Raw genomic sequence first — 12,404 nt, 5'->3', positions numbered from 1 at the left:
GCCAAGAGGAAGCACCATTCGTTAACCCTTCCCCGCTACCCTCTCCCTCGCGGTACAGGCTGGAGAGCCGATGACCGCCCAAGGGGAAGCTCCGTCCCGCCCGGTCGCATAGCCAAGGCGATGATCGCGGGACGGAGTGGACCATTGTTCATTCCTCTTGGCGCAAAATACTCCCCCGCCGGAGGCGTCCCGCAGCTGCAGCCCGCGCGACGCCCGGTATCAAAGCCTAGAACGCCTCGGCGGCGAGTGCCATCACAGGATCGGCACCGCTTTCGATACGGGCGAGATGCGCGGCACAGGCCGGCAGCTGGCGCGCCATGTAGAAGCGGCCCGTGGCGATCTTGGTATCGTAGAAGGCGCGGTCCTCGGCGCCCGCGTCCAGCGCGGTGTAGGCGGCCTTGGCCATCCGGGTCCACATCAGGCCCAGGCAGACATGGCCCATCAGGTGCATGAAGTCATAGGACCCGGCCAGCGCGGCGTTGGGGTTCTTCATGCCGTTCTGCATGAAGAACATGCCCGCCGCCTGCATCTGCTTCGACGCGGCCTTCAGGGGTTCGACGAAGCCCGCCATCCGGTCGTCGCCGTCATGCGCCTTGCATTCCGCCTTCACCATCTCGAAGAAGGCCATCACATGCTTTCCGCCATCGGTGGCAAGCTTGCGGCCCACCAGGTCCAGCGCCTGCACGCCGTTCGCGCCTTCGTAGATCTGCGCGATGCGGGCGTCGCGGACGAACTGCGACATGCCCGTTTCCTCGATATAGCCGTGCCCGCCGAAGACCTGCTGGGCCTGCACCGCCATCTCGAAGCCCTTGTCGGTCTGGAAGCCCTTGAGCACCGGGGTCAGCAACCCGATCAGCCCGTCCGCCGCCGCGTCGCCCTGGTGCGCGCGGTCGATCAGCGTCGCGCCCCAGTAGGTCAGCGCGCGGGCGCCTTCGACGAAGCTCTTCTGCTCCATCAGGTTGCGGCGGATGTCGGGGTGGACGATCAGCGGGTCCGCCGGGCCGGTAGGGTTCTTCACCCCGGTCACGTCGCGGCCCTGCAGCCGGTCCTTGGCATAGGCGACCGCGTTCTGGTAGGCGGCCTCGGCCACGGCATAGCCCTGCAACGCCACGCCGAGCCGGGCCTCGTTCATCATGGTGAACATGGCCTTCATGCCCTTGTGCAACTCGCCCAGCAGCCAGCCGGTCGCGCCGTCGTAGTTCATCACGCAGGTGGCATTGCCGTGGATGCCCATCTTCTCCTCGACCTTGCCGACCGAGACGGCATTGCGGTCGCCAAGCGAGCCGTCGTCGTTCACCATGACCTTCGGCACGATGAAGAGGCTGATCCCCTTGGTCCCCTCGCCGCCGCCGGGGGCCTTCGCCAGCACCAGGTGCACGATGTTTTCGGCCATGTCGTGATCGCCGGCCGAGATGAAGATCTTCTGCCCGGTGATCTTGTAGCTGCCGTCCGCCTGCGGTTCGGCCTTGGTGCGCAGAAGCCCCAGGTCGGTGCCGCAATGCGGTTCGGTCAGGTTCATCGTGCCGGTCCACTCGCAGGTGACGAGTTTCGGCAGCCATTTCGCCTTCTGCTCCTCCGTGCCGTGGACGAGGATCGCGGAATAGGCGCCGTGGGTCAGGCCCTGGTACATGTTGAAGGCCATGTTGGCCGAGACGAAGCTCTCGTTCACCGCCGTGTGCATCAGGTAGGGCAGGCCCTGTCCGCCGTAGTCCGGTGCCGCGTCCAGCGACATCCAGCCGCCTTCGGAGAGGGTGCGGAAGGCCGCCTTGAAGCCTTTGGGCGTGCGGACGACGCCGTTTTCCAGGTGGCAGCCTTCCGCGTCGCCGACCACGTTCAGGGGGGTGAGGATCTCCTGCGAAACCTTCGCGGCCTCGTCGAGGATCGCTTCGGTGAAGCTGCGGTCGAGGTCGGAATAGCCCGGAATGTCGGCTTCGCTGATCTTCAGAAGATCGTGCAGCAGGAACTGCATGTCCTTCACGGGGGCGGCATAGGTCGGCATTGCAGGCTCCTCTTCCCTTGTTGGTGCCGCGCCCCTAGGCGCGGGTCGTTCAGGCCGCGCGTTCGGGCACCAGGCCCTTGGCTGCGGCGTCGGCCAGTTCGGCCTTCAGGTCGGCGATGGCCAGGTCCAGCTCGGCGCGCTGGGCCTCCATCTCGGCCAGCCGCGCCACGGCCAGCTCGTAGGCTTTCTGCCGCTGGGCGGTGGCCCCGCCGTCACGGTCGTAGAGGTCCAGCGTCTGGCGGATATCCTCCAGGCTGAACCCGAAGCGCTTGCCGCGCAGGATCAGCGCCAGCCGCGCACGATCCCGCCGGGTGAAGAGCCGCCTTGTCCCGACACGGATCGGGGTCAGCAGTTCCTTGGCCTCGTAGAACCGCAAGGTGCGCGGGGTCACGTCGAACGCCTCGCACATTTCGCGGATGGTCATCACGTCGGTCGGTATGTCGAAAGTCATGGTCAACTCGTCATTGGGAGCATCACTGCGGCGGCAGATGCGGATCCCAGGGTCGGTTTACCAGAGCAGTTGACGTTAACGTCACTGTGACGTCACGTCATGAAAGCGACTGACGTGAAGTCAGAAACCCGGCCCGCAACCCTGGGGGTGACGCAACGGCAAAGGCCGGGCGTTTCGGCCCGGCCTTTGTGCCTTCTGTTGGGGGTATATCAGCGCAGGACCATGCCCTCGGGCCAGGTCAGCACCTGCTCCAGGGTGATCGTCTGCTTGCCCCCGGCGGCAAGGTCGAATTCCCAGGCGAGGATGCCGCGCTGGCCCTCGACATCGGTCTCGGAGGGCTCGGGGCTGGCAGTGACCTCGATCTCCAGGTCGTCCTGTTCGCTGTAGGGCACCTGGTCCAGGATGCGGACCGGCCAGCTTTCCGTGCCGGTATTCTCGACCGTGATCACCGCGCTTTCGCTTTGCTGGTTGGCGCTGGTGAAGACACCCGTCTCGCCGCCCGCGCGCTTCGGCATCTCGCGCTTGACGGTCAGCGTCTCGATGGCGCCGAAGCCCACGTCGATCTCCACGCCGGGCGCGATCACGTCGAGCCAGGTCTGGCCGACCAGCACGCCTTCGCGGAACAGCATGGCCTGACCGGGCAGCAGCGGTTCCGCGCTGGCATTGGTGAAGCTGGCCATGACGAAGGCGGTCTTGTCCAGCCGCGGGACGGCCACCGCCTTCACCACCGGGGCGAAATCCAGGTTGTCGAGCGCGAGGCGCAGGTTCTCGGCCCCCGTCGCGACGGTGACGGCTTCGGGGTAGTGATAGACGACAGTGTCACCCTCATACCCCATCCCGGCGGTGACGGTCGGGGCGGGGGCCGCGACGGTTGCCGGGGCCGCTTCGTACAGCACGTCGCCTGCGCCCATCACCTTGCGGGCACGGTCTTCCTCGGTCTCTTCAGGCCCGATCGACCGCAGCTCCGGCCAAAGCTGCGAGGGCGCAGCCTGTTCGGCGGGGCGCGAGGATGAGAGGGTCAGCGCCACCCCGTCCCAATCCTCGCCGGTATACTGGGTGACGAGGACGGCACGGTCGAGCACCAGCTTGTCGCCGCCCTCGCGGGTCAGGTTCAGGTCGTAGACCGGCTGCCAGCTGGCATTGCCGACATACTGGGTGATCGTGACCGTCTCTTCGCCCGCTTCGGCGGCGTTCACCGCGACCGACAGCGCGGTATAGTCCATGTCGACCGAGGGCAGCGAGTCATAGGCAGCTTGCGCTTTCGCCAGCGCGTCCTGCGCCTCGGTCACGGCCTTCCGGGCGGGGGACAATTCTGCCTTGGCGGCCAGCGCGGCCTGCCGGGCGGCCAGCGTCTCGGTGCCGATCATGACTGCCATCGACTTGATCGTGTCGGGCGTCGCCCCGTCCGGCAGCGCGCCGGTGAAGGACGACAGGAACCGCGCCTGCGCCTCGGCGGCCTCGACTTTCGCGGTGATCGCCTCCAGCGCAAGCTGGGCCTGGTCGGTGGCTCCTTGCGCCGCTTCGATGGCCGTCTTGGCGGCCCGCTGGTCTTCGGTCAGCGGGTCCTCGCGCGGGGGCAGGCGGTCGGCCCGCAGGGCGAAGGCACCGACCTGCAGCCCCTCGGACGGCGCCAGGCGGATCGCCCCCGGATCGCTGTCATAGGGCAGGTCGGTGACGAGAAGTTCATGCGCCCCGGCGGACGGGGCAGAGAAAGTGACCTCGCGCGTCAGCTTGGCGCCGTCGGGATAGACGGTGACGGCGGTGATCCGGCTGGTCGCCGCGATGGTGTCGGCGCAAGCAGGCAGGGCGGTGGAGGCGAGAAGGGCGGCAATCAGCGAGCGCATCGGCGGGGCCTTTCGGTTGGGGTCGAGCGAAAGGTAGGCTGGGTGTCGCAGGGGCGGCAAGGCGGGAAACCCGTCCCAAGGATTCCGCCCCGGCTTGCGTCAGTCCATCTCGAACCGAGCGGGGTCGGGCCCGCAACGCTGGCCTTCGTCCAGGGTGGCGATGGCGGCCATCTCGGCTTCGGTCAGGGCGAAGTCGAAGAGGTCCAGGTTTTCCTTGAGGCCGGCTTCCCGAGTGGAGCGGGGAATGACCGAGGCGCCAAGCTGGATGTGCCAGCGCAGGATCACCTGCGCCGGGCTTTTTCCGGCGCGGCGGGCGGCGGCCTGCACCGGGGCGGCGTCGAAGCTTTTCCCCTGGCCAAGCGGCGTCCAGCTTTGGGTGACGATGCCGTGCTTCGCGTGGAACGCCCGGAGCGCGGGCTGCTGCAGGCGCGGGTTGATCTCGACCTGGTTCAGGACGGGGGTGATGCCGGTCTCGCCGATGATCCGGGTAAGTTGCGGCTCCTGGAAGTTCGACACGCCGATGGAGGTGGCGCGCCCCTCCTCGCGCAGCCGGATCAGCGCGCGCCAGCTGTCGAGGTAGAGGTCCTTTCGCGGGCAGGGCCAGTGGATCAGCAGCAGGTCGACATGGGCCAGCCCAAGCCGCTTCAGGCTGGCCTCGGCTGCGTGGAGCGTGCGGTCGAAACCCTGCTCGCTGTTCCAGACCTTGGTGGTGACGAAGACCTGCTCGCGCGGCAGGCCGGAGCGGCGGATGCCCTCGCCCTGGCCTTCCTCGTTGCCATAGATCGCCGCGCCGTCGACCAGCCGGTAGCCGAGTTTCAGGGCGGTGGCGGTGGTCTCGGCGGTCGTGGCGGCGGGGACCTGCCAGAGGCCGAAGCCCAGCTGCGGGATGCTGCGGGTGTCGTTAAGGGCGAGCGTCTGGGTCATCGGGGGTCTCCGGTCGGGGCGGACAGGAAAGCCCGTGCGGCGGGCGGGCGCAAGGGGGCAGGGACGGGCCAGTGCCTGGGCAGCAATTCCCGGCTGAGGGTGGCCTGGAAAGCCGGTACCGAAGCGGCGGACCAGGGCCATGTAGGGCGGGCCGACCTGGCTCGACTTGGCAAGCGTTTCGCCGGTGGCAAGGTCGGTCAGGACAAGGCCCCCGCCCGCCGGGGTGAATTTCAAGGCCCGTTCTTCAAGCGCCCGTTGCAGGTCCCCCCAGCTTTCGGAAACTGCCAGCGCCTCTGCGACGAGAAGCCGAAGGCGCACGAGGAGCCGCTCGTCGATGCCTTCGGCACTCCTCGCTTTGCGTCGCTCGCAGCGCTGGACTTCCAGCCGGACAAGATCGCGCAGCACCGCGCCGGGCGTCTCGTCCCGCTCACGGCAGATCATCTCGAACCGCCGCCACAACACGTCATCACAATGGAAAAGGGTCTCGGCCATAGGCCAAGACCCTCCGTCACAAGGCTTAAGAAACCCTTAGCCCTTCTTCAGGACCTTGGACCCCAGCAGTTCCGCGATCTGCACCGCGTTCAGCGCCGCGCCCTTGCGCAGGTTGTCGCTGACGCACCACAGGTTCAGCCCGTTCTCGATGGTCGAATCCTGCCGCACCCGGCTGACATAGGTCGCGAACTCGCCCACGCATTCGATGGGGGTGATGTAGCCACCCGGCTCGCGCTTATCGACCAGCATGACGCCCGGCGCCTCGCGCAGGATGTCCTGGGCTTCCTGCCAGTCCAGGAACTCCTCGGTCTCGATGTTGATCGCCTCGGAATGGCCGACGAAGACCGGCACCCGGACGCAGGTCGCCGTGACCTTGATCTTCGGGTCGAGGATCTTCTTCGTCTCGGCCACCATCTTCCATTCTTCCTTGGTCTCGCCAGAATCGAGGAAGACGTCGATATGCGGGATCACGTTGAAGGCGATCTGCTTGGTGAACTTCTTCGGCGGCACTTCCTGCACCGGGTTGTAGACCGCCTTGGTCTGCTCCCAAAGCTCGTCCATGCCTTCCTTCCCGGCGCCCGAGACGGACTGGTAGGTGGAAACCACCACGCGCGTGATCTTCGCCCGGTCATGCAGCGGCTTCAGCGCCACCACCATCTGCGCGGTCGAGCAGTTGGGGTTGGCGATGATGTTCCGTTTCGCATAGCCGTGGATCGCCTCGGCGTTCACTTCCGGCACGATCAGCGGGATCTCGGGGTCATAGCGATACAGGGACGAGTTGTCGATCACCACGCAGCCCGCTGCGGCGGCCTTGGGGGCGTAGACTTTCGTCGCCTCGGACCCGACGGCGAAGAGGGCAATGTCCCAGCCGGTGAAGTCGAACGTGTCGAGGTCCCTGGTCTTGATAGTCTTGTCGCCGAAGCTGACCTCGGTGCCGAGCGACTTGCGCGACGCAAGTGCCGCGATCTCGTCCACCGGGAACTCGCGCTCGGCGAGGATGTTCAGCATTTCGCGGCCCACGTTGCCCGTGGCACCCGCGACGACGACTTTGTAGCCCATCGGGGTTCTCCTATCCGTCCCCACCGTCGGGGACGGGCGGCTGTTAGCGTGAAAGGCGCGGGGGGAAAAGCGGATTCGACGGGGCTTGCGTCAGTGCGGACGGTCCTGTGACAGAAGGTAGACAGCAAGGCCGATGGCGGTGGTGACGGCGAAGAACAGGAACACCGCCTCGTAGGGGGCTGACGCGGGCGTCGGGACAGTCGCGGCATGGATGCGACCGGTCACGATCTGCGCAATGCCGATGGGCGCGATGCCGAAGAGGTTGAGAAGCGTCACCCCCCGCCCGGTCAGGTGCGCAGGCACGAAGGACCGGCCATGCGCCAGCACGATGGGGAAGCTTGCGCCGAAAAACCCGGCGGCGACGAGGATCGCCGTCACGACCAAGGGTGAGGCTGCCGCGAACCACCAGAGCGCGACGAGACACCCCAGCATCACCGCGTTCCCCGCGATGACCAGCGCCTTGCGTTGCCCCAGCCAGCGGTCGAGCGGGCCATAGGCGAAGTTCCCCGCCACCATCGCAAGGCCCATCCACAGGCTGACCCGCCCGATCTCCAACTGCCCGGCGCCCTGCACATCGGCGAAATAAGGCCCGATCCACAACCCCCGCAGGCCCGCGATGGGGGCGTAGCAGACCATCATCATGATCAGGATCGGCCAGAGGACGGGCATCCGCAGCAGCTCCATCAGCGACCCGCCCCGCGCGCCCTCCAGCCTCTCCGGGTCGCGCACCAGCACGAGGATCGCCAGCGCCACCGCCCCGGTGATCGCGGCGAGGCCCAGCACGGTTTCTCGCCAGCCGAAGGCCGTCACCGCCCAGCTGAGCGGCAGCGAGGCCGCCACGTTCCCCAGCGTGCCCACTCCCAGCATCAGCGCGGCCAGCGTGCCGAAGACTGCGGGCGAGAACTGCCGCGCGAAGATGAAATACCCGGCCATCAGCACCGGGGCGCAGCCGATGCCGATCAGCGCCATCGCAAGCTTGATCTGCAAGGCCCCGGACGCCTGCGCAAACAGCACCGCGCCCGCCGCCCCCAGCCCCAGAAGCACGCCCGTCGTCAGCCGCGGCCCGACCCGATCCAGCCAGGCCCCGATCGGCACCTGCATCGCCGCGAAAGCCAGAAACCACCAGCCCGAGGCCGAGGCCAGATCAGCCGCGGTGACGTGCAGGTCCTCGGTCAGCACCGGCGTCATCACCGCAAGGAAGGCGCGGTAGAACTGGCTCAGGACATAGGCGAGGACGAGGGCACTGATGCCGATGCGCATGGGACGGGCCTTTCGGGACCCAGAGGTTGTGGCAAGCGCAACAGGCCGGCGCAAGGCCGATTTCTTCAGGAAATCGGTTCGGAGTTTTGCAAACTCCGGTCACGCCCGGACTTGCGGAAATCTCCCGGCAGGGGTCAGATGGGGAATTGTTTCGGAGGTTTCGATGCGCCTGTCGCTATTGCTTGCCCTGTTCCTTGCCACCCCCGCGCTGGCCAATGACGGCTTCGGAGGGCTCTCGGCCACCGGCCTCACCTTCGGCCAGACCGAGGCCGTCGCGATGGAGGAGGAGCGGCTGTTCATCGGCATCGACACCATCGCCGTCGACTATGTCTTCCGCAACAGCACGGACAAGGACGTGACCGGCGAGGTGATCTTCCCGCTGCCGCCCATCGCCGTCTGGTCCGGCTACGAGTCGATGATGAACCTGCCCGAAGACCTGTCGCGGCCCGACGTGGTGGGCTTCACCGCCACGGTCGACGGCAGGCCGGTCGCGGTGACCATCGACCGGATCGCCGTGCTGGAGGACGGCTATGACGAGGCCAACCCGCCCTCGAAGCAGTACGACAATCCGGGCCGCGACGTGACGGCTGATCTGGAGCGTCTGGGCATCCCGCTGACGCTCGACTATCTGGCGGTGCGCGATGTGCTTCTGTCCTTCCCGACCGAGAAGCGCAACGAACTCACCGCGCTGGGCCTGGCGGAGTATTTCGAGGGCGATCCGGCCAATGACATCGCGCCCGACGTCTGGGGCGCCTGGTCCATCGTGACGCGCTATCACTGGACGCAGACCTTCCCCGCCGGAACGGTGGTGAAGGTCAGCCATTCCTATACCAACCGCCCGCCGGGAGGGCTGTTCTACTGGACCGACCCGCCCGAGGACTACCAGACCTCCCTCAGGGACATGTATTGCATCGACGCGGGCACTTCCAAGGCTCTGGTCAAGGCGCTGAAGAATCCGGCGGGCGACGAGGCGGGCAACTATGGCACCGCGTGGAATATCTCATACGTCCTGCGCACCGCGAACAGCTGGGCCGGGCCGATCAGCAAATTCACCCTGACGCTGGACAAGGGCGATCCGAAGAACGTGATCTCGCTTTGCGCGGACGGGGTGAAGAAGACCGGGCCGACGACCTTTGTTGTCGAGAAGACCGACTACGCGCCCGACCGCGACCTCGACGTGCTGATCGTGCAGCCGATTCAGCAATAGCTGCTCGTCGTGCGCTTCGCTTCTCCTTGCAAAGCGCCCTGCGACGAGAAGCCGAAGGCGCACGAGGAGCGACCGGTCAGGCCGGCTGTCCGACCGGCATCACCCGCTCGCGGATCGGCAGGTGGACCAGCGCACTGAACGCGCCCACCCCGACGCCGATCCACCAGACCAGCGTGTAGTCGCCGTTCAGGTCGTACATCCGCCCGCCCAGCCAGACGCCCAGGAACCCGCCGATCTGGTGGCTCAGGAACACCACGCCGTAGAGCGTGCCCATGTAGCGGATGCCGTAGATATGCGCGACCAACCCGCTGGTCAGCGGCACGGTGGCCAGCCAGAGCGAGCCCATGACGGCGGAGAAGACCAACACCGAAGTCGGGGTGATCGGCAGAAGGATGAAGGTCGCCGCCGCCAGGGTGCGCCCGACGTAGATCCCGAACAGCAGGTATTTCTTGGTGTAGCGCTTTCCCAGATACCCGGCGGTCAGCGTGCCGACGATGTTGAACAGCCCGATCACCGCGATGGAGACCGCGCCGAGGGCCGAGGTCGTGGTGATGCCGATGTCGGCCAGGATGCCGCCCGCGTCGATGGGCGAGCACAGCTCGGTCACGAAGGCCGGGAAATGGGCGGTGATGAACGCCAGCTGATAGCCGCAGGAGAAGAAGCCGAGGAAGATAAGCGTATAGGACGGGTCCTTGAAGGCGCGAACCAGCACGGTGCCCAGGCTTTCCTCCAGCTCAGCCCGCGAGGCCAGCTGCGGGCTGCGCAGGAAGGGAAGGGCGGCAAGGGTGGCAAGGATCACCACGGCGAAGATCGTGAAGACGGTCTGCCAGTGATAGGTCTGCAGCAGGAATTCAGCGGTCGGCGCGCCGAAGACCTGCCCCGCCGATCCGGCGGCGGTGGCGATGCCCAGGGCCATCGAGCGGTTCTCAGGCGAAGAGGCGCGGCTCACGATGGCGAGGATCACCCCGAACCCGGTCCCCGCGATGCCGAAGCCGATCAGGATCGCAAGAAGCTGGTGCTGGCCGGGGGTGACGGCATGGGCCGACAGCACCAGCCCCGCCGCATAAAGGAGCGCCCCGGCGATGATCGCCCGGCGGTCGCCGAACCGTTCCGCCAGTGCCCCGAACAAGGGCTGGCCGATCCCCCAGGCGAGGTTCTGGATCGCGATGGCCAGCGAGAAATCGGACCGGAGCCAGCCGAATTCGGTGGCGATCGGGATCTGGAACACGCCGAAGCTGGCGCGCACGGCGAAGGAGATCATCAGGATCACGCAACCGGCGATCAGGACGGGGGTGATCAGGGGGGTCTTGCTCATGTCGGTCTCCGCACGCCGGGGGCGGAACCTGCGCTGTCGGGCGGCGGGCGTCAAATGGAGAATTGTGATGGATACAGTAACGGATGGTGATCGACGGGGCGCGGCCCGGAATTGCGTGGTCGATGTGTCGCAGCTTGCCGGGCTCCATGCGATCTGACAGGATCGAAAACGCTTTGGGCTTTTGCGGCACGGCGCACGCCGCTATGGCCCGCACGCGATTCCGGCATGGGGGTGGGAAATGTCCGACTGGTGGCGTGGCGCCGTGACCTATCAGGTCTATCCCCGGTCCTTCCAGGATTCGAACGGCGACGGGGTGGGCGACCTGCCCGGCATCACCCGGCGGCTGCCCTACCTGGCCGCCCTGGGTGTGGATGCGGTCTGGCTGTCGCCGTTCTTCAAGAGCCCGATGAAGGACATGGGCTATGATGTCAGCGACTATTGCGAGGTCGACCCGGTCTTCGGCACCCTGTCCGATTTCGACGCGTTGATCGCCCGGGCGCATGAGCTGGGGCTGAAGGTCATCATCGACCAGGTGTTGAGCCACACCTCGGACCAGCATCCCTGTTTCGTCGAAAGCCGAAAGGACCGGATCAATCCGAAAGCCGACTGGTATGTCTGGGTCGACCCCAAGCACGACGGGTTGCCGCCCTGCAACTGGCTCTCGGTCTTCGGCGGCCCGGCCTTCCAGTGGGACGCGCGGCGCAAGCAGTACTACCTGCACAACTTCCTGACCTCGCAGCCCGACCTGAACTACCACAACCCGGCGGTGCAGGACTGGGCGCTGGAGAACATGCGCTTCTGGCTAAAGCGCGGGGTGGACGGCTTCCGCTTCGATACGGTGAACTACTTCTTCCAGGACGCGCTGTTCCGCGATGATCCGGCGGACTACCGGGTGAAGGCGGAACCCGAGGGCAACCCCTACGGGATGCAGTACCACATCTTCTCGAAGAACCAGCCCGAGAACCTGCTGTGGATGGAGCGCATCCGCAAGCTGCTGGACGAATACGGCGCGGCGAGCGTGGGCGAGATGGGCGAGCAGCACCATGCGATCCGCATGATGGGGGAATACACCGCTCCGGGGCGGCTGCATCAATGCTATTCCTTCGAGCTGATGGGCTATGACTTCGACGCGGGCTTCTTTCGCGACCGGGTGGAGGGCTTCTTCAAGGGCGCGCCGGACGGCTGGCCGATGTGGGCGTTTTCCAATCATGACGTGGTCCGCCATGCGACGCGCTGGGCCGAACATGGGGCCAGCGTCGAGGAGGTGGCGAAACAGGCGGGGTCGCTCCTTCTGGCCTTCGAGGGGTCGATCTGCCTGTGGGAAGGCGAGGAGCTGGGCCAGACCGACACGCCGCTCGACTTCGAGGAACTGACCGACCCGCAGGGGATCACCTTCTGGCCGGAGCCCATCGGGCGCGACAATACCCGGACGCCGATGGTCTGGGATGGCTCGCCCAATGCGGGCTTCACCACCGGAAAGCCCTGGCTGCCGGTGAAGGCGGAACAGGCGGCGCGGAACGTGGCCTCGCAGGAGGGCGCGCAGGGGTCGGTGCTGGAACATTACCGGGCGGCGATCGCGTTCCGAAAGGGGTCGGCGGCGCTGCGGGCGGGGAAGACTCGGTTCCTGGACCTGCCCGAGCCGGTGCTGGGCTTCATCAGGGGCGAGGGGGAGGGGGCGCTTCTGTGCCTGTTCAACCTGTCGCCGGTCGCGCTGTCGGTGACGGTGGCGGGGGTCGCGGCCCCGGTCGGGCCGTCGCTGCATGCGGTGCTGCAAGGCGACCGGCTGACCCTGGGGCCGAATGCGGCGGCCTTCCTGCCGGTGACGGGGGCGGTCGCGGTCCGGGACTGAGCTG

The 12,404-nt window shown here is 66.8% G+C and carries 9 protein-coding genes; 2 read left to right on the top strand and 7 right to left on the bottom strand.

Annotated elements, in window-relative coordinates; all coding sequences use genetic code 11:
• Positions 1-226: 226 nt before the first annotated feature.
• The 6 genes from ACE3P6_RS05520 to ACE3P6_RS05495 form a co-directional block, all read right to left on the bottom strand.
• The gene (locus ACE3P6_RS05520) at positions 227-1,999 is read right to left on the bottom strand and encodes an acyl-CoA dehydrogenase C-terminal domain-containing protein (protein ID WP_374392457.1); all 1,773 of its coding nucleotides are present in this window, start codon (positions 1,997-1,999) and stop codon (positions 227-229) included.
• A gap of 49 nt (positions 2,000-2,048) precedes the next feature.
• Positions 2,049-2,438, bottom strand: a complete 390-nt coding sequence (locus tag ACE3P6_RS05515; RefSeq protein WP_374392684.1) for a MerR family DNA-binding transcriptional regulator — start codon at positions 2,436-2,438, stop codon at positions 2,049-2,051.
• Between the two features lie 221 nt (positions 2,439-2,659).
• Entirely contained in the window at positions 2,660-4,294 is a 1,635-nt protein-coding gene (locus tag ACE3P6_RS05510) for a DUF4139 domain-containing protein (protein WP_374392454.1), read from the bottom strand.
• Positions 4,295-4,393: 99 nt separating this feature from the next.
• Positions 4,394-5,710, bottom strand: coding sequence for an aldo/keto reductase (locus ACE3P6_RS05505; RefSeq protein ID WP_374392451.1), 1,317 nt, complete (start codon positions 5,708-5,710; stop codon positions 4,394-4,396).
• Between the two features lie 36 nt (positions 5,711-5,746).
• Positions 5,747-6,769 carry an aspartate-semialdehyde dehydrogenase gene (locus ACE3P6_RS05500; RefSeq protein WP_374392448.1) on the bottom strand — a complete coding sequence of 341 codons (1,023 nt, stop codon included), beginning with the start codon at positions 6,767-6,769 and terminating at the stop codon, positions 5,747-5,749.
• Positions 6,770-6,859: 90 nt separating this feature from the next.
• Positions 6,860-8,029 (bottom strand): MFS transporter, encoded by a 1,170-nt coding sequence (locus tag ACE3P6_RS05495; protein ID WP_374392446.1) that lies wholly within the window; start codon positions 8,027-8,029, stop codon positions 6,860-6,862.
• A 163-nt stretch (positions 8,030-8,192) separates the two neighbouring features.
• On the opposite strand from ACE3P6_RS05495, the gene ACE3P6_RS05490 reads away from it, so the two are divergent.
• Positions 8,193-9,236 (top strand): DUF4424 family protein, encoded by a 1,044-nt coding sequence (locus ACE3P6_RS05490; protein WP_374392444.1) that lies wholly within the window; start codon positions 8,193-8,195, stop codon positions 9,234-9,236.
• Positions 9,237-9,312: 76 nt separating this feature from the next.
• On the opposite strand, the gene ACE3P6_RS05485 is transcribed toward ACE3P6_RS05490, so the two are convergent.
• The gene (locus tag ACE3P6_RS05485; protein WP_374392441.1) at positions 9,313-10,551 is read right to left on the bottom strand and encodes an MFS transporter; all 1,239 of its coding nucleotides are present in this window, start codon (positions 10,549-10,551) and stop codon (positions 9,313-9,315) included.
• A 238-nt stretch (positions 10,552-10,789) separates the two neighbouring features.
• Between ACE3P6_RS05485 and ACE3P6_RS05480 the strand changes: the two genes are divergently transcribed.
• Positions 10,790-12,400, top strand: a complete 1,611-nt coding sequence (locus tag ACE3P6_RS05480) for an alpha-amylase family glycosyl hydrolase (protein ID WP_374392439.1) — start codon at positions 10,790-10,792, stop codon at positions 12,398-12,400.
• The last annotated feature ends 4 nt before the right edge of the window (positions 12,401-12,404 follow it).

The organism is Tabrizicola sp. (assembly GCF_041911175.1).
GTDB lineage: Bacteria > Pseudomonadota > Alphaproteobacteria > Rhodobacterales > Rhodobacteraceae > Tabrizicola.
Note: the sequence above shows the minus strand (reverse complement) of the source record. Positions and strands in the feature narration are given on the sequence as shown.